Source organism: Amnibacterium setariae (assembly GCF_003581425.1).
Classification (GTDB): Bacteria; Actinomycetota; Actinomycetes; order Actinomycetales; family Microbacteriaceae; genus Amnibacterium; species Amnibacterium setariae.
Window position 1 is genome coordinate 926989 of record NZ_QXTG01000002.1, and the last position, 23074, is coordinate 950062.

24 protein-coding genes and 1 tRNA gene are annotated in these 23074 nt (G+C 73.0%); 9 read left to right on the forward strand and 16 right to left on the reverse strand.

Features of this window, described 5'->3' with window-relative positions; translation table 11 throughout:
- Position 1: 1 nt before the first annotated feature.
- Positions 2-499, reverse strand: coding sequence for a ribose-5-phosphate isomerase (locus tag D1781_RS12410; protein WP_119482566.1), 498 nt, complete (start codon positions 497-499; stop codon positions 2-4).
- Positions 500-707: 208 nt separating this feature from the next.
- Here D1781_RS12410 and pepN point away from each other — a divergent pair, with 208 nt between their 5' ends.
- From pepN to D1781_RS12425, 3 genes are read left to right on the forward strand one after another with little or no spacing between them, the layout of a single operon-like run.
- Complete coding sequence (gene pepN / locus D1781_RS12415; protein WP_119482567.1) at positions 708-3314, forward strand: aminopeptidase N; 2607 nt, start codon at positions 708-710, stop codon at positions 3312-3314.
- Positions 3307-4476 (forward strand): mechanosensitive ion channel family protein, encoded by a 1170-nt coding sequence (locus D1781_RS12420; RefSeq protein ID WP_158590086.1) that lies wholly within the window; start codon positions 3307-3309, stop codon positions 4474-4476. Before pepN ends, D1781_RS12420 begins: the two co-directional genes overlap by 8 nt.
- Entirely contained in the window at positions 4469-4858 is a 390-nt protein-coding gene (locus D1781_RS12425) for a globin (protein WP_119482569.1), read from the forward strand. Before D1781_RS12420 ends, D1781_RS12425 begins: the two co-directional genes overlap by 8 nt.
- An 11-nt stretch (positions 4859-4869) precedes the next feature.
- On the opposite strand, the gene D1781_RS12430 is transcribed toward D1781_RS12425, so the two are convergent.
- The 3 genes from D1781_RS12430 to D1781_RS12440 form a co-directional block, all read right to left on the reverse strand.
- On the reverse strand, positions 4870-5283 hold the full coding sequence (locus D1781_RS12430; protein WP_119482570.1) for a hypothetical protein: 414 nt from the start codon (positions 5281-5283) through the stop codon (positions 4870-4872).
- On the reverse strand, positions 5280-5465 hold the full coding sequence (locus D1781_RS12435; RefSeq protein WP_119482571.1) for a hypothetical protein: 186 nt from the start codon (positions 5463-5465) through the stop codon (positions 5280-5282). Before D1781_RS12435 ends, D1781_RS12430 begins: the two co-directional genes overlap by 4 nt.
- A gap of 78 nt (positions 5466-5543) precedes the next feature.
- Positions 5544-5999, reverse strand: a complete 456-nt coding sequence (locus D1781_RS12440; RefSeq protein WP_119482572.1) for a MarR family winged helix-turn-helix transcriptional regulator — start codon at positions 5997-5999, stop codon at positions 5544-5546.
- A 61-nt stretch (positions 6000-6060) separates the two neighbouring features.
- On the opposite strand from D1781_RS12440, the gene D1781_RS12445 reads away from it, so the two are divergent.
- The gene (locus D1781_RS12445) at positions 6061-6966 is read left to right on the forward strand and encodes an alpha/beta hydrolase (RefSeq protein ID WP_119482573.1); all 906 of its coding nucleotides are present in this window, start codon (positions 6061-6063) and stop codon (positions 6964-6966) included.
- Positions 6967-6980: 14 nt separating this feature from the next.
- On the opposite strand, the gene D1781_RS12450 is transcribed toward D1781_RS12445, so the two are convergent.
- Positions 6981-7655, reverse strand: coding sequence for a hypothetical protein (locus D1781_RS12450; RefSeq protein ID WP_119483254.1), 675 nt, complete (start codon positions 7653-7655; stop codon positions 6981-6983).
- Positions 7656-7713: 58 nt separating this feature from the next.
- On the opposite strand from D1781_RS12450, the gene D1781_RS12455 reads away from it, so the two are divergent.
- Entirely contained in the window at positions 7714-8565 is an 852-nt protein-coding gene (locus D1781_RS12455) for an acyl-CoA thioesterase (RefSeq protein WP_233551431.1), read from the forward strand.
- A gap of 73 nt (positions 8566-8638) precedes the next feature.
- On the opposite strand, the gene D1781_RS12460 is transcribed toward D1781_RS12455, so the two are convergent.
- From D1781_RS12460 to msrA, 5 genes are all read right to left on the reverse strand, one after another.
- On the reverse strand, positions 8639-9109 hold the full coding sequence (locus D1781_RS12460; protein WP_119482574.1) for an acyl-CoA thioesterase: 471 nt from the start codon (positions 9107-9109) through the stop codon (positions 8639-8641).
- 16 nt (positions 9110-9125) lie between these two features.
- A complete protein-coding gene (gene ettA / locus D1781_RS12465) occupies positions 9126-10808 on the reverse strand; it encodes an energy-dependent translational throttle protein EttA (protein WP_119482575.1) in 1683 nt (560 codons plus the stop codon).
- A gap of 58 nt (positions 10809-10866) precedes the next feature.
- Entirely contained in the window at positions 10867-11421 is a 555-nt protein-coding gene (locus D1781_RS12470; RefSeq protein ID WP_119482576.1) for a single-stranded DNA-binding protein, read from the reverse strand.
- A 177-nt stretch (positions 11422-11598) separates the two neighbouring features.
- The gene (locus D1781_RS12475) at positions 11599-12324 is read right to left on the reverse strand and encodes a hypothetical protein (RefSeq protein ID WP_147392092.1); all 726 of its coding nucleotides are present in this window, start codon (positions 12322-12324) and stop codon (positions 11599-11601) included.
- Between the two features lie 85 nt (positions 12325-12409).
- The gene (gene msrA, locus D1781_RS12480; RefSeq protein ID WP_119483257.1) at positions 12410-12937 is read right to left on the reverse strand and encodes a peptide-methionine (S)-S-oxide reductase MsrA; all 528 of its coding nucleotides are present in this window, start codon (positions 12935-12937) and stop codon (positions 12410-12412) included.
- Between the two features lie 103 nt (positions 12938-13040).
- Here msrA and D1781_RS12485 point away from each other — a divergent pair, with 103 nt between their 5' ends.
- The 3 genes from D1781_RS12485 to D1781_RS17355 all read left to right on the forward strand — a co-directional run bounded on the left by D1781_RS12485 (position 13041) and on the right by D1781_RS17355 (position 15290).
- On the forward strand, positions 13041-14231 hold the full coding sequence (locus D1781_RS12485; RefSeq protein ID WP_119482578.1) for a hypothetical protein: 1191 nt from the start codon (positions 13041-13043) through the stop codon (positions 14229-14231).
- 21 nt (positions 14232-14252) lie between these two features.
- Positions 14253-15032 carry a hypothetical protein gene (locus D1781_RS12490; protein ID WP_119482579.1) on the forward strand — a complete coding sequence of 260 codons (780 nt, stop codon included), beginning with the start codon at positions 14253-14255 and terminating at the stop codon, positions 15030-15032.
- Between the two features lie 69 nt (positions 15033-15101).
- On the forward strand, positions 15102-15290 hold the full coding sequence (locus tag D1781_RS17355) for a hypothetical protein (protein ID WP_147392093.1): 189 nt from the start codon (positions 15102-15104) through the stop codon (positions 15288-15290).
- Between the two features lie 34 nt (positions 15291-15324).
- On the opposite strand, the gene D1781_RS12495 is transcribed toward D1781_RS17355, so the two are convergent.
- The 4 genes from D1781_RS12495 to D1781_RS12515 all read right to left on the reverse strand — a co-directional run bounded on the left by D1781_RS12495 (position 15325) and on the right by D1781_RS12515 (position 19018).
- Positions 15325-15810, reverse strand: a complete 486-nt coding sequence (locus D1781_RS12495) for a hypothetical protein (protein WP_147392094.1) — start codon at positions 15808-15810, stop codon at positions 15325-15327.
- A gap of 145 nt (positions 15811-15955) precedes the next feature.
- A tRNA-Arg gene (locus tag D1781_RS12500) sits at positions 15956-16028 on the reverse strand.
- A 249-nt stretch (positions 16029-16277) separates the two neighbouring features.
- Positions 16278-17792 carry a DUF2029 domain-containing protein gene (locus D1781_RS12510; protein WP_119482582.1) on the reverse strand — a complete coding sequence of 505 codons (1515 nt, stop codon included), beginning with the start codon at positions 17790-17792 and terminating at the stop codon, positions 16278-16280.
- Between the two features lie 83 nt (positions 17793-17875).
- Positions 17876-19018, reverse strand: coding sequence for an acyltransferase family protein (locus D1781_RS12515; RefSeq protein WP_119482583.1), 1143 nt, complete (start codon positions 19016-19018; stop codon positions 17876-17878).
- Positions 19019-19341: 323 nt separating this feature from the next.
- On the opposite strand from D1781_RS12515, the gene D1781_RS12520 reads away from it, so the two are divergent.
- On the forward strand, positions 19342-20442 hold the full coding sequence (locus D1781_RS12520) for a capsular polysaccharide synthesis protein (RefSeq protein ID WP_158590087.1): 1101 nt from the start codon (positions 19342-19344) through the stop codon (positions 20440-20442).
- Here D1781_RS12520 and D1781_RS12525 read toward each other — a convergent pair whose 3' ends face one another.
- On the reverse strand, positions 20443-21072 hold the full coding sequence (locus tag D1781_RS12525) for a hypothetical protein (RefSeq protein WP_119482585.1): 630 nt from the start codon (positions 21070-21072) through the stop codon (positions 20443-20445).
- On the reverse strand, positions 21069-22946 hold the full coding sequence (locus tag D1781_RS12530) for a S16 family serine protease (protein WP_119482586.1): 1878 nt from the start codon (positions 22944-22946) through the stop codon (positions 21069-21071). Before D1781_RS12530 ends, D1781_RS12525 begins: the two co-directional genes overlap by 4 nt.
- Between the last annotated feature and the right edge of the window lie 128 nt (positions 22947-23074).

The following is a 23074-nucleotide window of genomic DNA, read 5'->3' on the forward strand; positions in this document are numbered from 1 at the left end:
GTCAGGCCTGCAGGGAGTCGACCTGGTGCCCGGCGATGGCGCCGGTCGCCTCGTACTCCGCGAGCTGGGCGATGCGGCGCGCGTGCCGCTCCTCGCCGGAGAACGGCTCGGCGAGGAACAGGTCGATCAGGTGCACCGCCTCCTCCAGCGTGTGCTGGCGGGCGCCGATCGCGCAGACGTTGGCGTCGTTGTGCTGCCGCGCGAGCAGCGCCGTGGACTCGTTCCAGATGAGGGCGGCGCGGATGCCGCGCACCTTGTTCGCCGCGATCTGCTCGCCGTTGCCGGAGCCGCCGAACACGACGCCGAGCGCGTCGACGCCCTTCGCCCGGTCGTTCAGCACGCCGACCGCGGCGTTGATGCAGAACGACGGGTAGTCGTCGAGGGGCTCGTAGGTCTCCGGGCCGTGGTTCACGACCTCGTGCCCCTGGGACTCCAGGTGGTCCTTCAGATGCTTCGTGAAGTCGAGTCCGGCGTGGTCCGTGCCGAGGTGCACCCGCATGCTCCCGATCCTATGGCGGCGCGTTCCCCCTCCCTCCTGTGCGCGGATCCGCAGATCCGTCGCGACACGCCGTGCCGGAGCGCACTCCGATCGGCGTGTCGGAGCAGAAGTGCGGATCGGCGGAAGGAATGCGGATCCGCGAATCGGGCAGGCGGCCGGGCTGCGTAGGGTTGTCGGCCGAGAACGCGACGCGGATCGAGGAGTCACCATGCCCGGAGAGAACCTGACCAGGGTCGAGGCGGAGGAACGGGCCGCGATCGTGCAGCCCTCGGCGTACGAGGTCGAGCTCGACCTCACCAAGGGCCCCGAGGTGTTCGGGTCGAGGACGACCGTGCACTTCACCGCGACGCCCGGCGCCTCCACCTTCATCGACGCGATCACCCGCGACGTGCGCTCGGTGACGCTGAACGGCACGGCGCTCGACCCGGCCGAGGTGAGCGACGGCGTGCGCATCCAGCTGCCCGACCTGCAGGCGGAGAACGTGCTCGTCGTCGACGCGGACGGCGTCTACACGAACACCGGCGAGGGCCTGCACCGCTTCGTCGACCCCGTGGACGACGAGGTCTACCTCTACACGCAGTTCGAGGTCCCCGACTCCCGGCGGATGTACGCGGTCTTCGAGCAGCCGGACCTCAAGGCGACGTTCCGGTTCACCGTCACCGCGCCGGCGCGCTGGTCCGTCACCTCCAACCAGGCGACCCCGGAGCCCGAGCCCGCCGGCGACGGCGTCGCGACCTGGCGGTTCGAGCCGACCCCGGTGATCTCCTCGTACATCACCGCCCTCATCGCCGGGCCCTACCTCTCGGTGACCGACGAGCTGACCAGCGCCGACGGCCGCACGATCGCGCTCGGCGCCTTCGCCCGCGCCTCCCTGTTCGACCACCTCGACGCGGACTACGTGTTCGAGAAGACGAAGCAGGGCTTCGAGTTCTACGAGCGGATCTTCGGCGTGCCGTACCCGTTCGACAAGTACGACCAGCTCTTCGTGCCGGAGTACAACGCGGGCGCCATGGAGAACGCGGGCGCCGTCACCTTCACCGAGACCTACGTCTTCCGCTCGAAGGTCACGGACGCCACCCGCGAGCGCCGCGTCATCACGATCCTCCACGAGCTCGCCCACATGTGGTTCGGCGACCTCGTGACGATGCAGTGGTGGAACGACCTCTGGCTGAACGAGTCGTTCGCCGAGTTCATCTCCACGCTCGCGACCGCGGAGGCGACGGAGTGGAAGGAGGCGTGGACGACCTTCAACATCCTCGAGAAGAACTGGGCGTACACGCAGGACCAGCTGCCGTCGACCCACCCGATCGTCGCGGAGATCCGCGACCTCGAGGACGTGCAGGTCAACTTCGACGGCATCACCTACGCCAAGGGCGCGTCCGTGCTGAAGCAGCTCGTCGCCTACGTCGGCCGCGAGCCGTTCCTCGCCGGCGTGCACGAGTACTTCGTGAAGCACGGCTTCGGCAACACGACGCTGAAGGACCTGCTCGTCGAGCTCGAGGCGACGAGCGGCCGCGACCTCACCGCCTGGAGCGAGGCGTGGCTCGAGACCGCCGGCGTGAACACGCTGACCCCGGAGATCGAGACGGACGAGGGCGGCTGGATCACCTCCTTCACGATCAACCAGTCCGGTGCGGAGGGGTACCTGGCCTCGCGGCCGCACCGCCTGGCGGTCGGCTTCTACGAGCTGGTCCCCTCGCACGGCCCGGACACCGCTTCGCGGCGCCCGGGAACCGGCGGAGGGGGCCCAGGCGAGCGGCTCGTCCGCACCGAGCGGTTCGAGCTCGACGTGGACGGCGCCTCGACCGACGTGCCGGAGCTCGTCGGCAAGCGCCGGCCCGCGCTGGTGCTCGTGAACGACGACGACCTCGCCTACGCGAAGATCCGCCTCGACGAGGAGAGCCTCGAGACGGCGATCGACCATCTCGCGGCCATCGAGTCCCCGCTCGCCCGCTCGCTCGTCTGGAGCGCGGTGTGGGACGCGACCCGGGACGCGGAGGCGCGCCCGCGCGACTTCGTGCGCCTGGTGCTGAACAACGTCGGCAGCGAGACGGAGTCGACCACGGTGCGGCAGGTGCTGCAGCAGGCGCTGCTCGTCGCCTCCGGCTACGTGGCGCCGGCGGTGCGCGAGGAGACGCTCGTCGCGCTCGGCGACGGCCTGCAGCGGCTCGCCTTCGCCGCGGAGGCGGGCTCGGACGCGCAGTTCCAATTCGTGCGCGCCCTCGCCTCCGTCGCCCGCACGCCCGAGCAGCTCGGCGCGGTGCGCGGCCTGCTCTCGGGGAGGACGCCGCTGCCCGGCCTCGACGTCGACACCGACCTGCGCTGGGAGCTGCTGATCGCGCTCGTCGCCGGCGGCCAGGCCGACGGCCCCGAGATCACGGCGACGCTCGCCGCGGACGACACCGCCACCGGCCGCGAGTCCGCCGCGCACGCCCGCGCCGTCATCCCGACCGCGGAGGGGAAGGCGGCGGCGTGGGCGTCGGTCGTCGACTCGGCCGCGCTGCCGAACGCGACCGTGCGCGCGACGACGCTCGGCTTCCGCCGCGCGATCGACCTCGGCCTGCTCGAGCCGTACGTGGAGCGGTACTTCGCGACCGTCGAGCAGCTGTGGGAGGACCGCAGCTACGCGATCGCCGAGACCCTCGCCCGCGGCCTCTACCCGTCGCCGCTCGCCTCCCGCGCGCTCGTCGACGCGTCGCAGCAGTGGCTCGACGCGCACCCCGACGCCGCGCCGGCCCTCCGCCGCGTCGTCGTCGAGAACACGGCGTCGGTGCAGCGCGCCCTCGCCGCCCAGGAGCGTGATGCGCGTGAGTGACCTGCTGCTGCGGATCCCCACCGTGTCGAGCCTCTGGTCCGACCTGTTCGCGGTCGACGACGGCGACTGGGGCAGCACCTGGTGGGGCAAGGTCGTCCAGGTCGTCGTCATCCTGCTGATCGCCGGGATCGTCCGACTGGTCTCGCACCGCGTGATCCAGATGGTCGTCAACCGCATCGTGAGCGGGGCCAAGCGCCGCCGGGGCGCGCAGGACACGCAGGCGCTGCTGAACTCCCCGGTGAGCGCAGCGCGCGTCGTGCAGCGCACCCGCACGCTCGGATCGGTGCTGAACAACGTGCTGGCGGTCGTGATCATCGTCGTGGCGCTGATCTCGATCGTGACGGTGATCAACTCCAACATCACGAGCGCGTTCTCCCTGATCACGGCGGCACTCGGCGCCGGGCTCGGCTTCGGTGCGCAGAACCTCGTCAAGGACGTGCTGACCGGCCTGTTCATCGTCTCCGACGACCAGCTCGGCGTGGGCGACATCGTCGACACCGACCTGGCGACCGGCATCGTCGAGAACGTCGGCATCCGCGTGACGCAGATCCGCGACGTCAACGGCGTGCTCTGGTACGTCCGCAACGGCGAGCTCACGCGCATCGGCAACCGGTCGCAGGGCTGGTCCCGCGCGATCGTCGACGTCACCGTGCCGAACACGGCGGACGTCGAGCAGCTGCAGCACCGCCTGCTCGACGCCGCGAAGGCCGCGGTCGCGATGCCGGAGTACCGCGGCAGCGTGACGGAGACGCCCGAGCTGTGGGGCCTCGAGTCGGTGACCGCCGACGGCGTCGTGCTCCGCATCGTCGCCCGGACCACGGCGAACCAGCGCGACGACGTGGCCTGGGCGATCCGCACGCACCTCCGCGAGGCGCTGGAGGACGCGGGGATCAGCGACGTGCGGCTGTCGAGCGACCGGCTCGCGGAGTTCGAGTACGCGGGCGCCCTGCGAGGCGTCCGGCCTCCGCGCACCGGGTCGACCCCGATCCCCCGCCGTCGCACGACGCGGCGAGCGTCGCCGTCGATCGAGCCGACGCCGTCCGGCTCCGTGCCGCCGCAGCGTCCTCGGACGACGGCGCGCGGCACGAACGGCGCGTCGGGCGCCTCGGGCGCGACCGGGAGGACGGGTCCGAAGGCGTCGGACGACGGGTCCGATGGCTGAGGAGGCGGGCAGCTTCTACGCGGCGGTCGGCGGGCGGCCGACCTTCGAGCGGCTCGTGCGCCGGTTCTACGCCGGCGTCGCGAGCGACCCGGAGCTGCTCGCCCTCTACCCGGAGGAGGACCTGGAGCCGGCGATCCAGCGGTTGACGGGCTTCCTCGAGCAGTACTGGGGCGGTCCGACGACCTACAGCGAGCAGCGGGGGCATCCGCGGCTCCGGATGCGGCACATGCCGTTCAAGGTGAACCCCGCGCAGCGCGACCGGTGGCTGCACCACATGCGCGACGCGGTCGACGACCTGGACCTGCCGCCGCTGTACGAGGCGGAGCTCTGGGGCTACCTCGAGCGCGCGGCGCACGCGATGGTCAACACCTTCGAGGACTGACCCGGGCGGCCTCAGGCGCGGAGGAAGAGCAGCAGCCCCTGCGCGGCGGACAGCGCGAGCACGAGCACGGGCAGCAGCAGGTGCACGAGGGCGGTCGTGACCTGCTCGGCGGAGCCCGGCGCCGCGAGCAGCACCGGCGGCAGCGCCCAGACCGCGACGGCGGCCAGCAGCGCGACCTGCACGACCGCCCACGGTGCTCCGACGCTCCTCCCGCCGCGCTCCAGCGCGGAGGCGACCGCGGCGAGCGAGGTCGCCCAGACGAGCCAGATCCCGAGCACGACCCAGTTGCCGATCGCGTCGTCGACGAGCACCCGCGCGGCCGGGCCGCGCGCGCCGAGCGGCACGAGCCAGAGCAGCGCGACGGCGAGCACCCCGGCGGGCAGCAGCCACGACAGCACCACGGTGCGCCGGGCCGCCGCCGTCATGCCAGGACGAGCCGCAGGACGACGATGCCGATCGCGAGCGCCGCGACCGTCGCGACCACCACGCCGAGCAGGGCGACGAGGCCGATCAGACGGCCGGCGGCCCGGGCGACCCCGAGCGCGAGCAGGCCGGTCAGGAGCACGACCAGCGGCGAGCGCGTCGTCGCCTCGGTGTCCGTGCTCACGGTCGCACGGTACGCCCGGTCCTGGGGAGCGAGCAGCCCCTCTTCGGGCGGCCGTCCGGCGCCCGCGCGGCCCCGGCGCTACCCGGCCGGGGTGCCCACCCGCGCCTCCTCGAGCGCGCTGCGGAGCCGGGCGAGCACCCGCGCGGTCGCCGCCAGGTCCGCCGCGTCCGCCGCGGGCTCGACGAGCTCGGCGAGGAGCGCCCCGAAGGTCTCCTCCGCCTGCTCGAGGACCGAGGAGCCCGCGGCGGTCAGGACGAGCACCGAGGACCGGCGGTCGCGCGGGTGCTGCTCGCGCGCGATCCAGCCCGCCCGCTCGAGCCGGTCCATCCCTTTGCTGATGGCGCCGAAGCCGGCGGCGAAGTTGGTCGCGACGTCGGCGACGCGCGCCTCCGCGTGCCCGCGCAGGTAGCGCAGGAACTCGAACTGCGAAGCCGCCAGCCCGTGCGCGGCGCGGAGCCGTTGGTCTGCGGCGTTGTACAGCCGCGTCTCGCACCGCACGAGGTCGTCGAACAGGTCGGCCGAGGTCGATGCCATGGCATGTAGTCTACTCTCCATGCCGTGGAATGGATCAGCGGCGAGGAAGAGGCGGGGACCGATGAGCAGATCGCAGCGCGAGCACCTGGACGCACTCCTGCGGAGCGCGCCCGGAGCACCGGCCGACGAGAGCGTGGAGGGGATGCGCCGCGCCTTCGCGGCACTCATGGCCGGGTTCCCGGCGTCGCCGGAGGTCGGTCGCTCGGAGACCGTGCTGGGCGGTCGACCCGCGCTGCGGCTCGACCCCGCGAGCCCCTCGATCGACGGGGTGCTGCTCGCCTTCCACGGCGGCTCGTACGTGCTCGGATCACCGGCCACCGCCGCCGGCCTGACCTCGGAGCTCGTGCGGCGCAGCGGAGCACCCGCGATCTCCCTCGACTACCGGCTCGCCCCGGAGCACCCCTTCCCCGCGGCGATCGAGGACGGGGTCGCCGCGTACCGGGAGCTGCTGCACTCGGGCGTGCAGCCGGGCGCGATCCTCCTCGTCGGCGATTCCGCCGGCGGCGGCCTGGCGGTCACGACGTGCTTGGCGGCCCGTTCCGCGGGTCTGCCGATGCCGGCCGGGATCCTGGCGTTCTCGCCCGGGCTCGACCAGACGCGGAGCGGCGAGAGCATGCGCACGAAGGCCGAGCGGGATCCCCTCCTGAGCCTCGACGGGATCGAGCGGACCGGTCGGCTCTACCGCGGCGGCCACGACGCGACGGATCCGCTGCTCTCCCCCGCGGTCTCCGCGGACCTGCACGGGCTGCCGCCGATGCTGCTGCAGGTCGGCACGAACGAGCTGCTGCTCGACGACTCGGTGCGGCTCGCCGAGCGGGCGCGGGACGCAGGGGTGGACGTGGTGCTCGACGTCGTCGCGGACGTGCCGCACGTGTTCCCGGCGTTCTTCGCCGCCCTCGAGGAGGCGGACAAGGCGCTGGACCGCGCCGTGCTCTTCGTGCAGCAGCGGCTCCGACGTCGACCCTGAGGTCCGCGGCCGGCTCAGCCCTGCAGCGACCACCCGCGGCGCTTGACGAGCACGTGGCCGCGGAGCGCCGACAGGCGGGTCCACGGACCAGTCTCGAAGACCGGGATCTCCTCGTCGGCCTCGCCGAGGAACCCGAGGCTGTGCGCGGCGAACGCGGCGCCGGCGGGCACGTGCTCCACGGACGGGATCGGGCGACCCCAGACCTCGGCGCGGACACGGCGCACGATCGCCTCGCCGGCATCGGCCGGCAGCAGCTCGGCGACCTCGACGATGCCCGCCTTGGCGACGTCCTGCAGGGTGCCCGCGTCGGCGCTGTCCACCGGCTGCCATCCGGCCCGCGGCGGCGCGACGCCCGCCCAGGTCACCGTCGCGACCTCGGCCGGGATGCCGATCAGGACCGTGCCGTCCTCCGGGTCCGGCACGGCCGAGTCGAGCCGCGCGACGAGCGACGCGATCGGGACGACGGCGTCGAGCACCTGGTCGACGCGGATGCGGACCGTGCGCAGGCCGAGCACCGTCGGTGTCTCGTCGAGCAGCCCGCCGGGGTGCAGCACCGCGGTGTAGACGGCGAGCACGCCGCCGCCGGCGATGAGCCGGACCGAGGCGCGGTCGATGCGGTCCGCGCGGGCGAGGTAGGTGCGCAGGTCCGCGAGCGCCGTGGCGTCGGGCAGCATGAGGAAGCGGTCCATCGGGCTCACTAGACTACCCAGGGCACTGGAGGTGGGGATCCTGGAACCGCTGCCCGCGATGCTCGCCGCGTTGAACCTCGTCGACACGGGTGCGCGGACGAACGAGGACATCTTCACCGGCCCGTCGCAGTGGAGCCCGCAGGGCCGCGTGTTCGGCGGCCAGGTGCTCGCCCAGTCGGTCGTCGCCGCGTCGCGCACCGTCGGCGAGGAGCGGCCGATCCACTCGATGCACGGGTACTTCCTGCGCCCGGGCGACCTCGAGGTGCCGATCACGTTCGCGGTCGACCGCATCCACGACGGCCGGTCGTTCTCCACCCGGCGCACCCAGGCGTACCAGCACGGGCTGCCGATCCTGTCGATGATCGCGTCGTTCCAGACGGTGGACGAGGGGCTGGACCACCAGACGCCGCTGCCGGAGGGGCTGCCGGACCCGGAGTCGCTGCCGGACGAGCGCGAGCAGCTCGCCGCCATCGACCACCCCATGGCGCGGTTCTGGGCGAACGGGCGCCCGTTCGAGCTGCGGCACGTCGACGGGCCGATCTACGTGGAGCCCGGCGACGAGCGGACCGCGCAGCAGGCCGTGTGGTTCCGCTCGCGCGGGCGCATGCCGGACGACCCCGCCGTGCACCGCGCCTCCCTCGCCTACGCCAGCGACTACACGATCCTCGAGCCGATCTGGCGGCGTCACGGCGTCGCCTGGGCGACGCCCGGGCTGAAGGCGGCGAGCCTCGACCACGCGATGTGGTGGCACCGCCCGGCCCGCGTGGACGAGTGGCTCGTGTACGTGCAGGAGTCGACGAGCGCGAGCGGCGGCCGCGGCCTCTCGCACGGCCGCATCTACACGCGCGACGGCGCGCTCGTGGCATCGGTCGCCCAGGAGGGCATGACCCGCGTCCCTGCCTCCGCCTAGCCGCGAGGAACCGCGCGAGCGGCGGCCGGCTCCCCGGGTGCGGGAGGGACGGCGCCCCCGGGACGCAGGCGAATCAGCGGCGGGCGCTGAAGACGACCGGCGGTTCGAGGTAGGGCGACCACGCCTCCCGCTCCCCCGCGGTGATGCGGCGCGGCTTCTGCGTCGCGGCGTCGACGAGCACGAGCGTCGACGCCGCACGCGTGGTCAGCTCGCGCGGCTCCACGCCCTCCGGGCTCCAGACCTCGTAGTTCACGTCCAGGCTGGCGCCGCCGAGCCGCGCGATCCACACCTCGCAGTCGAGCGGCTGCCGCCCGTACGGGATCGGCCGCAGGTACTCGATCTCCTGGTGCGCGATCAGGCTCAGCGTGTCCGACCCCGGGCGCCCGTCGAGGATCGCGGGGCCCGGGTCGTCGGCGGCGTCCGACGCGGCCCAGAAGGCCTGGATCCGCACCTCCTCGAGCAGCCCGAGCATCGCCGCGTTGTTGACGTGCGCGTAGGCGTCGATGTCGCTCCAGCGGAGCCGGATCGGGACGTGCAGCCGCATCGGTCGCCGCCGCGCGTCAGGCGCGCGTCAGCTTGCGGTACGCGCCGCGGCCGACGCCGACCGACTCGGGCCCGAGCCGCTCCGCCTTGTTCTCCTCGTAGGCCTGGAAGTTGCCCTCGAACCAGTACCAGTTGCCCGGCTGCTCCTGGGTGCCCTCGTAGGCGAGGATGTGCGTCGCGATCCGGTCGAGGAACCACCGGTCGTGGGTGATGACCACCGCGCAGCCGGGGTACTCGAGCAGCGCGTTCTCAAGGCTGCCGAGCGTCTCGGTGTCGAGGTCGTTCGTCGGTTCGTCGAGCAGCAGCAGGTTGCCGCCCTGCTTGAGCGTCAGCGCGAGGTTCAGGCGGTTGCGCTCACCGCCGGAGAGGACGCCGGCCGGCTTCTGCTGGTCGGGGCCCTTGAACCCGAACGTGGAGACGTAGGCCCGGGACGGGATCTCCTGGTTGCCCACCTGGATGTAGTCGAGCCCGTCGGAGACGACCTGCCAGAGCGTCTTCTTCGGGTCGATGCCGCCGCGGTTCTGGTCGACGTAGGAGATGTCGACCGTGCTGCCGATGGTGAGGTCGCCGCCGTCGAGCGGCTCGAGCCCGACGATCGTCTTGAACAGGGTCGTCTTGCCGACGCCGTTCGGGCCGATGACGCCGACGATGCCGTTGCGCGGCAGCGTGAACGTCAGACCGTCGATGAGCACCCGGCCGTCGAAGCCCTTCTGGAGCTTCTTCGCGTCGATCACCTGCGAGCCGAGGCGCGGGCCGACCGGGATCTGGATCTCCTCGAAGTCCAGCTTCCGCGTGCGCTCCGCCTCCGCGACCATCTCCTCGTAGCGCGCGAGCCGGGCCTTCGACTTTGCCTGCCGGCCCTTCGCGTTCGACCGCACCCAGTCGAGCTCGTCGGCGAGCCGCTTGGCGAGCTTCGCGTCCTTCTTGCCCTGCACCTGGAGGCGCTCGCGCTTCTTCTCGAGGTAGGTCGAGTAGTTGCCCTCGTAGGGGTAGAGACGACCGCGGTCGACCTCGGCGATCCACTGGGCGACGTTGTCGAGGAAGTACCGGTCGTGGGTGACGGCGAGCACGGCGCCCGGGTACTTCTGCAGGTGCTGCTCGAGCCAGAGCACGCTCTCGGCGTCGAGGTGGTTGGTGGGCTCGTCGAGCAGCAGCAGGTCCGGCTGCTGGAGCAGCAGCTTGCAGAGCGCGACGCGGCGCTTCTCACCGCCGGAGAGGAACTCGACCTGCGCGTCGCCCGGCGGCGTGCGGAGGGCGTCCATCGCCTGCTCGAGCTGCGAGTCGAGGTCCCAGCCGTTCGCCGCCTCGATCTCGTCCTGCAGCTTCGCCATCTCGTCGCCGAGCTTCTCGTAGTCGGCGTCGGGCTCGCCCATCTCGAGCCCGATGGCGTCGAAGCGCGCGAGCTTCGCCCGCAGCTCCGCGACGCCGTCCTGGACGTTCTCGAGCACGGTCTTCGACTCGTCGAGCTCCGGCTCCTGCATGAGGATGCCGACGGTGTAGCCCGGCGTCAGCTTGGCCTCGCCGTTCGACGGGGTGTCGAGGCCCGCCATGATCTTGAGGATCGTGGACTTGCCCGCACCGTTCGGTCCGACGACGCCGATCTTCGCGCCGGGGAAGAAGGACATGGTCACGTCGTCGAGGATCAGCTTGTCGCCGTGCGCCTTGCGGGCGCGGACCATCTGATAGATGTACTCCGCCATGCCTCGATCCTAACTTTCGCAGGAGGCCGGGCCTCGCGGGTCGTCCGCGGGGCCGGGGTCAGAAGGGGGTGTCGTCGGCGGGCCAGTCCCCCGCCGGAGCGTTCGGACCGACCGGAACCGGCTCGCGCCGCGGCGGCTCCGCCTCCGGGCGAGCGCCCCAGTCGCCGGCGCTCACGCCGTCCGAGCCGACCGGCCCGGACGGGCTCGGGCCCTGCACGGTCCCGGCGGAGGGCGACTCCGTCGCTCGACGCCTGCCGCCGTCCGTGTAGCTGCTCGTCCCCCACCGGAGGTCGTGCCCGAGCGCCGTCGCCCGCAGCTCGGCGTTCCGGGACCGGCCGCCGCCCTCGACCGGGAACTCGTGCACCGTGAGCACGCCCCGGACGATCACCTGCTGGCCGCGATGCAGGGAGGCGTGCGCGTTCCGCGCCAGGTCGTGCCAGGCGGCGACCCGGAACCAGCTCGTCGTCCCGTCGGACCAGGAGCCGTCGGGTCCGCGGCGACGCTCGGTCGTCGCCAGCGTGAAGTTGAGCACGTCGCCCTTCGCCGTCGCGTGGAGCTCCGGCTCCTGGCCGATCCGCCCGACCAGGGTGATCGTGTTGTCGTTGTCCGCCATCGCGGCCCCTCCTCGATCCGTCCAATGGGTGCGCGGCCCCGGGGAGCCCGTGCCGTGGACGTGTCCGGGGCCGCGCGGGACCGATGGTGGAGCACCCGGAGGGCCGGCGACGGGACGCCGCAGGCCGGATCCCGCCTCTCGGGAGGATCCGGCCTGGGGAGGAGCGGACGGCGGGCCCTAGGCCAGCAGGGCGAGCGAGTCCTCGGTCCTCGCGGTCCTCGTGAGGCCCGTGTACGACGAGTACATGACCTGGTAGCCGTCGGCCGGGTCGAAGCCGTAGACGATGAAGTCGTCGGGGCTCGCGCCGTCCTGGTAGGCGTCGGCCCGGTACAGGCGGATCAGCACCCGGTCGTAGCCGAAGAAGCCGTCGCTCTTCACGGCGACGTCCTTCGCGCTCCCGATCCCCTCGGCGCCGCCGTGCGCCGCGACCCAGGCCTTCGCCTCCGGGATCGTCGCCGCGACGTCCCCGCGCTGGATGCGGTGCCGGTACTCGACCGTGAAGGCGTCGACCCGCTTCTTGGCGTACGCGGCGCTGAACGACGTGACCTTCTTCAGATAGGTCGCCATCGAGTAGTCGCGGACCACGTCGACGGAGACGGTCTTGATCCGGAGGTACGCGGTCCGGGAGTACCCGAGCACGGCCGAGTACACGACCGTGTCGGAGCGCTTCCCCGGCTTGATCATCCGCACGCGGTACGTGGCCGGCACCGAGTGCCCGTACCGGACCACCTTCTTCGCGCCCGGCGTCGCCGCGATGCTGAGCCGGTAGTCGGCCCGGTTGTAGGTCACCAGGTCGCCGCGGGTGAGCGGGTCGCGGTACGCCGACGCGTGCGCCGGTGCGCCCGCGAGGAGCGTCGCAGCGACGCCGATCGCGGCGAGCATGCTGAGGACTGATCTGCGCACGGGACCTCCTGGAGCCGCTTCCCTGCAACGAGCCTGAACGGGGACCGTATCCCCGGTCCGAGCCGCGAGGGAAGCGGCGCGCGGGTCAGGCGGCCTTGACGTACCGGGCGTACGAGCGGCGGACCTTGTTCACCTTGGGCAGCGCCACCGCGAGGCAGTAGCCCTGGTTCGGGTTCTTGGCGAAGAAGTCCTGGTGGTACTCCTCCGCGCGGTACCAGTCGCCGAGCGGGGCGAGCTGCGTGACGATGCGGCCGTCCCAGATGTCCGCGGCGCGCTCGATCGCGGCCTGGAACAGCGCCTTCTGCTCGTCGTCGGCGTAGAACATCGCCGAGCGGTACTGGGTGCCGACGTCGTTGCCCTGGCGGTTCAGCTGGCGCGGGTCGTGCAGGGTGAAGAAGACGTCGAGGATCACGTCGCGCGGGATGACGTCGGGGTCGAAGGTCACCGCGACCGCCTCGGCGTGGCCGGTCAGGCCCGTGCAGACCGTCTCGTAGTCGGGGTTCTTGAACGAGCCGCCCGTGTACCCGGACACGACGTCCGAGACGCCGTCGAGCGAGCGGTAGACGGCATCGAGGCACCAGAAGCAGCCGCCGGCGAGCACGAAGGTCTCCATGACCATCCCTTCGGAGTTGTTCGTTCCTGACAACCCGCCGGGACTCGGGGGCATTCCACCGCGCCTCCCGTCGGGGTCGTCCCCCTTCTGTACCATCCGCGGCATGTGGCAGGACGTCCTCGCCTGGTTCCAGTCCCCGGGCGGCGCCCGGGTCCTGCAGACCGCGATCATCCCCGCGCTCGCGATCCTCGTCGCCGGGCTGCTCGCCGCGGCGATCGCGCGGTCCGCCGTGCGTGCGCTCATCCGCCGGTCGGAGCGCACTGAGGCGTCCGCCGCGATCGGCGCGCTCGTCGCCGCCGGACGCGCCGCCGCCGGCCCTGACGCAGAGCGGAGCACCGATCGTCGGGCCGCGCGACTGCGCGCGGAGGCCGACGTGCGAGTGCGGCTGCTGCCGCTCGCCGGGTCCGACGTCGCCGCGGACTGGGCGTCCGCACGGCTCGACGCGCTGCAGCAGCGACCGGCGGACGCGTCGACCGCTGCCGCGCTCGACGAGCTGCGCGACCGGCTCGTGGAGTGGGCGGGCCGTCCCGCGCGTGCCAAGCGCGTCTTCGCCGTCTCCCCCGTGCCCGCGCGGGACGCCGAGCAGGCGGCCGCGCCGACGCCTCGGACCGAGCAGGCGGCGCCCGCGCCGGCACCCGCAGAGCGACCCGCTCCCCTGCCGGAGACGGCGCGCGCCGAACCCGGACCGCGTGAGGAGCCCGCCACCCGCGAGCGGTTCACCCGCCCGGCCGAGCCGACCGCGACCGGGGCGGAGCCCGCTCCTGCAGCGTCCGCTCCCGCCGCTGCCCCGGCGCAGCCCGACCACGAGCCCGCGGTCGCCGTCGCGTCGACCACCGTCCCCGCCTGGCGGCGGACCCGGGCCGGTGAACGCCTGCAGCAGGAGCACGACCGCGCCCGCACGCCCGAACCGGCCGCTCCGGCGCCGGCCGCTGCTCAGGCCCCCGCCGCGGCTCCGGCTCCTGCCGCGGAGGAGGAGCCCGAGCAGCTCGGCACCGCGCCCGTCCAGGTGCCGCAGGCCCACCGCGCGCACGGCACGCCGTCGAGCGACGCGAACGACGCCGTCCGGCTCGAGGCCCACCAGCAGGCCCGTCACGCGCGCCCGACGGACGAGGCGCCCGCCGCCACCGGCGTCGTGCCGACGCCGGTCGCCGACCCCGCTCCGGCGTGGCTCGACACGTACGACGACGAGGCGCAGGTCACGCAGAACCTCGACCTGAAGACGCCGCCTCCGGTCGCCGCGTCCGCGGTCCGCGACCGGGGCGGCCCCGGCGAGGACCTCGTCCCCCGGTCCTGACCCGGGCGCTACCGTGCAGCCGTGACCTCCGAGCAGCGGTGGCCGATCGGCCGCCCCACACCGGACGTCGGGCTCTGGACCGGCGCGGCCGCGATCGCCGTCGCCGTCCTCACCGGCGTCGAGTTCGCGATCCGCCAGCTGGCCGTCGGTCCTCGCCCGCCGCTCGACGACGTCGCCGGGCTGGTCGCCTTCAACCAGCGCACGAGCGCGGGCACGCTCGGCGTGATCCTCACGGACACCGTGCTGATGGCCGTGATCCTCGTGTTCCTCAGCGGCTTCCGGCAGCTCATCGTGCAGACCCGGCGCGACGTGCAGTGGATCGCGGACATCGCGTTCGCCGCCGGGATCGCCTACGTGGTCGTGACGCTGATCGGCGACGGCCTGGAGGGCGGCGCGGCGCTCGACGCCTCGGTCGACGGCGGGAACGGCACCGTGATCCGCGCGCTGACCGTCGGCCACGCGCTGTTCTTCGGCTCGATCGGCTGCGTGCTGACCGCGGTGGTGTCCTTCGCCTCGGGCTACATCACCCTGATCTCCGGCGCGCTGCCCCGGTGGACCGGGCGCCTCGCCGTCGTGGTCGCGGTGCCGAACCTCGTGCTCGTCGCGACGGCCTTCGGCGGCACGGACGACACCTCGTTCCGCGCCGCGGGCGGCTGGGGCTCGGTCGCGCTGGGCACCGTGCCGTGGCTCGTGTGGATCGTCTCCGTCGGCGTCGTCGTCATCCGGGAGCGGGAGCACCACCTCGAACGGGCGAAGGTCGCCCGGGATCGCACGACCGCCGCGCCGACCGCCCGCGGCTGATCCGGTCGGCCGGTCCCCGGGACGAGCGGCGACCGCTCCGAGAGCGCAGGTCTGCTCGATGATGACGACATGGGCTCTCCGGTCATGCTCGTCCTCGCCGCGGTGCTCGTGCTCGTCGCGATCGCCCTCTCGGCGATCGCGATCCGTCGGAACGGCTGGCGCGGTTCGCCGGCGACGGTGCGCGAGCGCCTGCTCGTCTACGTCCCCATCGGGCTCTGCGTCTTCTTCGCCGGCCTGCTGCTGCTCGGCACGCCGTGAGGGGGCGAGCGGACGGGCCAGCTCGCCGAGCGGATCAGTGCGCGGTCCGCTCGAGCGTGTCGAACCAGGCGCGGGTCACCTCGCGCCAGGCCGCGAGGGGCTGCAGCCGGACGATCCCGCGCGCGTCGTGGTCCCACTCCTGCAGGCCCGCCTCGTGCTCCATCTCGTACCGCCTCGCGATCGCGTCTGCGTCGATCACGACGACGGGCTCCGGCACCCGTCCACGGAAGCTGCGCGGGTAGGGCTTCAGCTGCTCGGCGATGGAGGTGACCCCTGACGTGCCCTCCGCGTAGCGGACCGGGAACCGGATCGCGGCCAGCGTCGCCGGATCGGCCCCCGGATGGTCGCGGACGAACGCTCGGTACTCCCACACGGGCAGGTCCGGCCGATCCGGCGACGCGGGGCCGGCGAGCTCGCCCATGAGGAGGTTCTCGAGATCGAGGTCCGGATGGTCCCGGAGCAGCTCCTGCCGCAGGGCTTCGCGCTCCTCGTCATCCATCACGGGGTCCCACCACGGCACGGCTCGACTGTCGCACGACCCGCCCGGGATCGACCGCGGATGTGAAGGACGGGGCCCGATCTCTGAAGCGCCAGGATCCGTTTTGAAGGAGTTCTCGGCGGCGAGGCGCGAGAACTCCTTCAGAACGGAAGGGGCGGAGCGAGCGCGCCCCGAGCAGGACTCGAACCTGCAACCTACGGATTAGAAGGCCGTTGCTCTATCCATTGAGCTATCGGGGCCGGTGGGCCGGACCGAGTGTAGGGCGCGTGTCCGCGGCCGAGTGCGGCTCCGGCGTGCGCGCCGCCGCGACGACCGGCCGCTCGACGAGACGGTGCTCTCGTTCGACGGTGGACGGGGACCGCATGCGCACCGGGCCCGAGCCCCGCTCCCCCTGGCCGCAGCGCACCACGTCTCGGCCGTGACGCTGCTGGCGGGACTCGCCTTCCTGCTGCGGGGACGGACGGCGGCGGTGAAGCACCGCGCCCGCGTCATCCACGACGCGTGGTGAGCCCTCCCGAGCGGATGACGAGGTCGTCGACCCGGAAGAGCTCCCGGTCGCGCCGGACGATCGCCCGGTTCGCCGGCGTCAGCCCGAACACGTCGCCGCGGACGAGCAGGTAGGCGTCCGCCGACCGGAGGTAGCGCATCGCGCTGCGCTGCCACACGGGGTTCCGGGGCCGGAACACCGCCTTGCCGCCCGGCGGCGTGAGCACGTAGCCGTACCCGCTCGGGTCGGAGCGGAACACGCAGCCGTCGCGGAGGTCCGGCGTCAGCCTGTTCATGAGGATCAGGATCGTCGGGTCGTCCGTGACGATGCAGCCGTCGATGCGGTCCGCGGCGGCGGTGAGGGCGGCGAGCGGCGCGACCTTCTGGTTCGAGCGCTCCACGACCTGCCGCAGGTCGACGCTCACCGCGAGGAGCAGCGCGGCGACGACGGACACGGCGAGCACGATCCTGCGCCCCCGCCGGACCCGGTCGGCGATCCACACCGTCCCGACCCCGCCGATGAGCGCCAGCGGCGCCGCCGTGAGCACCGCGTAGTGCTGGAAGTAGGAGGGCGAGAGCAGCAGCACGGCACCGGTCGCGACGAGCAGTGCGACGAACCGTCGCGCCCCGGGCGTCGCGAGCGCGAGCAGGGCGAGCACGACGACGAGCCCGACCAGCCACGGCGTCAGCTCCGGGCCCCACAGGGACGGGATGCCGCTCGTGCCGTCCTTCGACGCGATGCCGAGCATCGACCCGAGCCGCTGGTCGAGCGGCGTCCCGGTCGACTTCGGCCGACCGAGCTGCGCGAGCACCACCTGGCCCCACATCCGGGACGGAGCCGCGGCGAAGAAGGGCACGTAGCCGGCGATGCCGGCGACGGCCGTCCCGAGCACGAACCAGCCGATCCGGCGCCCGGCGAGCAGCGCCAGGACGACGAAGGGCACGACGTACCAGATCTTGAAGTCGATCGACACGCCGGCGGCGACGCCCGCGAGCAGCACCCAGCGGCGGGCGGACCGACGCGAGGCGACGTCCAGCAGGACGAGCGAGGCGAGGATCCCGGTCGTGCCGATCACCTCGAGGGTGATGGTCCGCTCGTCGTACGCGGCGGCGAAGGAGAGCGCGTAGAGCGTGCCCCCGACGAGCATCGCGGCCGGCCCCCAGCGCCGCAGCGCGACGGCGACGAGCACCCCGTTGAGCGCGCCGACGAGGGCGAAGACGGTCCGTCCGATCGCGAAGGCGGTCGCGTCGCCCGTGAGGTTCGCGAGCAGCGCGAACGGGGCGGAGGCGACCACGACGCCGGGCGGCTGCAGGAAGAGGACGTCGCGGTAGAGCAGGTTGCCGTGCACGAGGTTCAGGGCCGCGCTGAAGTGCACGCCGTCGTCGTACGTGCCGTAGAACAGCGGGCTCGGGTCGAACAGCATGTGGAGGCGCCCGATCGCCCCGATCGCGCCGACCACGAGCAGGACGACGACGGCCGGCCACCGTCGCCGTCTCGACACGGCGAGCGGCGGCATGCGAGCCATTGTGTCGGAGGCTCCGACTCGCGGCGCAGCGGCCCACGGGCCGCAGGGGATTCGACCGAGCGGTCGGTCGCGACCTAGCCGCGGACCGATCCGGCCATCTCGCGCGGGCGCTCGCCCTCGCGCTCGCGGGCGTCCCGTCCCTCCGCGGCGCCTGATGCGGCCGGCGCCGTCGCCCCGGGCCGGCGCCGGAAGAGCGCCAGGCTGGCGGGCTCGACCGCCCAGCGGGTCGCCGCGCGGACCGCGGGCGTCGCGAGGAGGAAGGCCAGCGCGACCGCGCCGACCGTGATCGCGAGCGCGCCGATCCCGCCCAGCCCGATGAGGTAGTCGTGCACGCCGGCGCTCTGCGCGACGCGGACGACGAGCCCGTGCAGCAGGAACGGGTACATCGTGAACGCCCCGAGCGCCGTCAGCCAGCTGCGCCGGCGCGGGACGAGCGCCAGGGCGGCGACGACCATGACGGCCGTCACGAGGTCGATGCCCGCGGCGAGGACGAGGTCGACGGGGAGGGACACGCCGAGCTCCGCCGCGTCCCACTGCCGGTCGAGCCAACGGACGTCGAACGCCGGCGCGAGGAACCACGCCACGACCCCCGCCGTCACGAGCACGGCGCCGGCCGCGAGGCGCACGCCGCGGGCCCGGAGCGCAGCGATGTGCTCGGGCTTCAGCGAGAGCCCGATGACGAACCACGGCAGCAGCTGCAGCACGCGTGCCAGCGCGAACCCGGTGTCCGTGATCGTCACGGTGGCGACGAGCGAGACGGCCGTCGACAGCAGGATCGGGCGCGGCAGGCTGCGCAGCAACGGCGCGCTCGCGCGCCAGACGAACAGCGCGAGCAGGAACCAGGTCACGTAGATCGGGCCCGAGAAGTGCAGCTGGAACGGCTTGTCCGCCGCCCACGACGACACCGCGGCGTACGCCGTCTGGAAGACCAGGTAGGGCACGAGGACGGTGAGCACCAGCTTCCGCCACTGGTCCGGCCGGCCCTCGAAGCCGCGCGAGAAGTAGCCGCTGAGCAGCACGAACGCGGGCACGTGGAAGGCGTACACGACCATGTAGAGGGCCTTGACGGCCTGGAAGTCGTCGATGGCCGGGTACCAGTCGTGGCCGATCACGACGAGGACGATCAGCAGGAACTTCGCGTTGTCGAGGAACGGGTCCCGAACGGTCCGGTTCGCGGCGCGTGCGGAGGCACGCGCGATGTTCCGCACCGCCGTCATGGCGACGATGCTCTCGACGAGCGCTGAACGCCGCCTTGGTGGCACCTGAAGAGCCGCCCTGCCCTTGTCCTCCTCCGCGTCAGCGGCAGCGGCAGCCCGCACCGGTCGGGCGGAAGCCGCACACGCGGTGGACGTCGCCGTGCGTCGGCTCGCGGTCGAGGCGGGGCGGTCAATGGGGGCGCGGATCCGCGTGCGCGGGCGACCTCCGGAAATGGTCGCGGCAGTGACGTCCCGCGCGTGCCGGTCCCGATGGACGGCGACGCCGCTGCTACCTTCGCGCCCATTCCGACGACCTCCGGCGAAGCAGGTGCACGATGCGAACGGTGACGGCGGCCCTGATGGCCGCGACGCTGCTGCCGGGCGGCGCGCTGCAGAAGCAGGTGGGGAGGATCGCCTACCACCGGCGCCGCCCGGTCGTCGCCCAGCGGGCGTTCGCGGGCGCGCTGCGCACCCGGCCGGACCGCGAGACCTGGCTCTACGCGGCGTCGACCGAGGAGCGGCTGAAGCGCCCCGACCGCCGCGACGCCGACGTCGCGATCGCGAACGAGCGGTTCCCGGCACCGGACTACGACGCGCGTGCGGCCTTCGCGGTCTCCACCGCACGGCCCTGGGAGCGGGACGCCGTCGCGCGGTTCGCCGCGGAGCACGCCGACCGGCTCGCCGCCGCCGCGCTCGAGCTGCGCGAGTCGGCGCGCGACACGGGCCGGGGCCGCTTCGCGTTCGTCTACTGGAACAGCCTCGACCGCCCGGACGTCGTGCAGCACTGCATCGCCTCGATGCGGGCCCACCTCCCCGCGGACCTGACCCTCGTCGAGCTGCACGACGGCAACCTCGCCGACTGGGTCGACATCGACCGCCGGATCCTCGACCTCGTCGACATCCCCGCGCACCGGGCGGACCTCATCCGGCTGCACCTGCTGTCCACCTGGGGCGGGATGTGGCTCGACGCGAGCTGCCTGCTGAACCCGGACTTCCCCGCCTTCGCCGGCACGATCCGCGACGAGGACCTCTTCCTCTTCACCTACCGCGGCTCCCGCACCGGCAACTGGTTCATCTGGGGCACGCCGGAGTCGTACCGCCTCCAGCTGCTGCGGAGCACGCTCGACGCCTGGTTCCTCGACGGCCGCCGGTGGACCAACTACTTCATGTTCCACGACGTGGTCGAGATGCTCTACTGGACCGACCCCCGCTACCGCGCCGAGTGGGACGCCGGCATGCACCTCCGGCCGGACCGCGCCTTCGACTGCCACAAGACGCTCGGCCGCTCGGTGACGGACGAGGAGTGGCGCGCGGTGCGGCGCCGCAGCCCGATCAACAAGCTCAGCTGGCGCAAGTACAACGCGCCCGAGCTGCGCGCGGACCCGACCTCCGGCATCGCGCGGCTGATGGCCGAGCCGCTGCCGGCGGGGCTGGTGTCCGCCTGATCAGGACGGTCGGCAGGCGCCCGTCCGGTCGGTGAGCAGCGCGCCGGTCTCCCGGAGGAACGCCGGGATCCATCCGCCGGGCGGCGTCTCGTCGACCGTCGACACGGTCGTCTCGAGCGCGGGGGTGCAGCGGCCGAGCACGAGCCGCGCGTCGAGCAGCGCAGAGCGGTCCGTGACGACGAGGACGCGGTACCAGCCCTGGCGCCCGGCGAGGCGGGCGATGAGCCGGGCGTCGGATCGCGCGTGCTGCTCCGCGGCGATCTCGCAGTAGACGCCCCGGTCCGGTCGGCAGATCCTGAAGTGCCGGTTCTCGTCCGTGCCCCACTCGCGCGCGCGCTCCGGGATCGACAGGAGGACGGCGGACGCCCGCCTCTCGGCGAGCATGCGGAGGGCGACCGCCTCCTTCGCCGCCGTCACGGGCGCAGGCACGAAGACGGCGTCGACCTCGTCGGGAGCGGGATCCCCGCCGGGCACGACGAACAGGAGCGCGCAGGCGAGCGCGTAGAGGCCGGCGCCGAGCAGGGCGATCGCCCCGATGACGCGGAGGCGACGGTGCACCGCGCGGCGCGCAGCGCTCCGTCGCGCCGTGAGGCGGGCGACCGCCTCCCCCGGTACGACGGGCCCGGTCACGACGCCTTCGCGCCCGCCCAGCCGCCGAGGTAGGTCAGCAGTCGTGCGGTGACGAAGCCGGCCTCGTACCCGCCGAGCGCCTGGAACCGCTCCAGCGGGCTGCCGTCCTGGGTCAGACCGGCTGCCTCGTAGTTCGCGACGGCGATCACCGGCGGCGCCTTCCGTCCGCGGAGCCCGTCGATCTCGGCGCCGAGCTGATCGCGCGCGAGATCGGTCGCGTGCCCGAGCGCGCCGTCGAACTGGATGTCGGTGATCTGGAAGTTCCGATCGAGGACCGCGTTGTTGTAGTACTTCTCGACGAGCAGCTGGTTCCGCACGTAGTTGTTCAGGCCGTAGGCCATCGCGGCGTAGGCCCCGTTGTCCGAACCGCTCTCGATGTACTTCTGCAGCGCCGGCTGGACCGCCTTCTGCTGCGCGGCGATCGCCACGTCGATGTCCGCGTTCGCGATGCCGTTCACGACGACCTCGGTCGACAGCCCGCGGGAGTCGGCGATCTCGCTGACGACCCCGGACGTGGTGAAGGCGGCGTAGTTCGCGTCGGCACCGCGCCGGAAGAAGTCGCCGACCTGGTCGAGGTCCACCTTGGTCGCGAGCTTCCCGCCGGGGTTGTCGCGGCCGACCTCGAAGACCGCCTTGGCCGACTCGATCTGCGCCTTCGCGAGCTCGAGGTAGAGCACGGCGGTGATGAAGTCGGTCAGGGTGGCCTCGAGCTGGTCGCCCGACTGCGACTTCAGCCGCTTCCCGGCCGACTCGATGCGGGCGCTCGCGAAGTCCAGGAGGCTGTACGCGTCGAAGGCACCGGCGTACGCGTTCACGAGGCCCTCGACGTCCGAGGTGCTGCGCGGCCGATAGGTGCCGAGGCTGTCGAGGTAGGAGGAGAAGGCCGCCTCCGTCGCGCTCGTGTCCGTCGCGCGGTCGACGATCGCGTTCAGACCCGAGAGTCCCTGCGTCTGCAGCGGGGTGAGCAGCTCCGCCCCCGCCGCGACCGTCTCCATCAGCGCGGCGGCCTGCTGGGCCTCCACGAACGCGCCTGCGACGAGCCCCTGCTTGCGGAGGTCGGCCGCCTGATCGGCGGCGGTCTTCGCCTGCTTCGGCACCCCGCTGGAGTCGAGGCTGCTCCGGACGGCGGCGCTGACGTCGCCGTAGTCCTGCACCGCCGCGCGGTAGCGCCCGAGCGCCGCGGTCACCTGCGCGTCGACCTTGTCGTACGACCGGTCGTCGAGCCGGGGATCGCCGTCCGCGTCCGGCACCGCGAGCCGCTTCCCCGTGAGCTCCCGGTAGGCCTCGTAGACGTCGCCGACCTCGACGACGTCGACGCCGAGCTGCCGTCCCTCGCGCACGACGTCGACCTGAGCGCCCTTCTCGTCCGGGCTGTTGCGCTGTCCGAGCGGGATGAGGACCTTCGTGTACTTCGCCTCGGCGGCGCCCTTGACCTTCTCCGGGATCCCGCCGACCGGCCCGATCGTCCCCGTCGAGTTGATGGTCCCGGTCATGGTGACCTTCGGCTTCAGCTTCTCGCCGCGCTCGAGCGCGAGCAGTCCGACGGTCTTGAGCGCGCCCGCGCTCGGCCCGTCGATCGCGCCGGTGATGCGGAAGCCGTACCGCCCCTCGAGCGGCTGCCCCGTGAGCAGCGTCGAGGTGATCGCGGCTCCCCAGGACGCGGCGCGGGAGGAGTCGCCGAGCCCGCCGACCTCGTCCTCGGAGAACTCGAGCCGGAAGCTGTGGTCCGCGGACGGGCGGCGCGAGATGACCTCGGTCCCGACGCCGCCGCTGTCGCCCTGGACGAAGAGCGGGTGGATCGTGATCGATCCGCTCGTGACCGCCTTGCTCTCCTCGGGGTCGGGAGCGGTGGTGCACCCGGCGAGGAGCAGCATCCCCAGGCCCAGCGCGGTCGCAGCGGTCCTCTTCGAAGCAGTGCGCACGGTGCGGCTCCATCGTCGATCCGGATGCCCGCGCCTCGGCGACCGGACGGGCTACACCACTGAACCGGTTCAATACATGA

Bases quoted from the DNA above. Each gene is read 5' to 3' on its own strand.
- D1781_RS12410 (WP_119482566.1), bottom strand. From the start codon at position 499: ATGCGGGTGCACCTCGGCACGGACCACGCCGGACTCGACTTCACGAAG.
- pepN (WP_119482567.1), top strand. From the start codon at position 708: ATGCCCGGAGAGAACCTGACCAGGGTCGAGGCGGAGGAACGGGCCGCG.
- D1781_RS12425 (WP_119482569.1), top strand. From the start codon at position 4,469: ATGGCTGAGGAGGCGGGCAGCTTCTACGCGGCGGTCGGCGGGCGGCCG.
- D1781_RS12430 (WP_119482570.1), bottom strand. From the start codon at position 5,283: ATGACGGCGGCGGCCCGGCGCACCGTGGTGCTGTCGTGGCTGCTGCCC.
- D1781_RS12440 (WP_119482572.1), bottom strand. From the start codon at position 5,999: ATGGCATCGACCTCGGCCGACCTGTTCGACGACCTCGTGCGGTGCGAG.
- D1781_RS12445 (WP_119482573.1), top strand. From the start codon at position 6,061: ATGAGCAGATCGCAGCGCGAGCACCTGGACGCACTCCTGCGGAGCGCG.
- D1781_RS12450 (WP_119483254.1), bottom strand. From the start codon at position 7,655: ATGGACCGCTTCCTCATGCTGCCCGACGCCACGGCGCTCGCGGACCTG.
- D1781_RS12455 (WP_233551431.1), top strand. From the start codon at position 7,714: ATGCTCGCCGCGTTGAACCTCGTCGACACGGGTGCGCGGACGAACGAG.
- D1781_RS12460 (WP_119482574.1), bottom strand. From the start codon at position 9,109: ATGCGGCTGCACGTCCCGATCCGGCTCCGCTGGAGCGACATCGACGCC.
- ettA (WP_119482575.1), bottom strand. From the start codon at position 10,808: ATGGCGGAGTACATCTATCAGATGGTCCGCGCCCGCAAGGCGCACGGC.
- D1781_RS12470 (WP_119482576.1), bottom strand. From the start codon at position 11,421: ATGGCGGACAACGACAACACGATCACCCTGGTCGGGCGGATCGGCCAG.
- msrA (WP_119483257.1), bottom strand. From the start codon at position 12,937: ATGGAGACCTTCGTGCTCGCCGGCGGCTGCTTCTGGTGCCTCGATGCC.
- D1781_RS12485 (WP_119482578.1), top strand. From the start codon at position 13,041: ATGTGGCAGGACGTCCTCGCCTGGTTCCAGTCCCCGGGCGGCGCCCGG.
- D1781_RS17355 (WP_147392093.1), top strand. From the start codon at position 15,102: ATGGGCTCTCCGGTCATGCTCGTCCTCGCCGCGGTGCTCGTGCTCGTC.
- D1781_RS12510 (WP_119482582.1), bottom strand. From the start codon at position 17,792: ATGCCGCCGCTCGCCGTGTCGAGACGGCGACGGTGGCCGGCCGTCGTC.
- D1781_RS12515 (WP_119482583.1), bottom strand. From the start codon at position 19,018: ATGACGGCGGTGCGGAACATCGCGCGTGCCTCCGCACGCGCCGCGAAC.
- D1781_RS12530 (WP_119482586.1), bottom strand. From the start codon at position 22,946: ATGCTGCTCCTCGCCGGGTGCACCACCGCTCCCGACCCCGAGGAGAGC.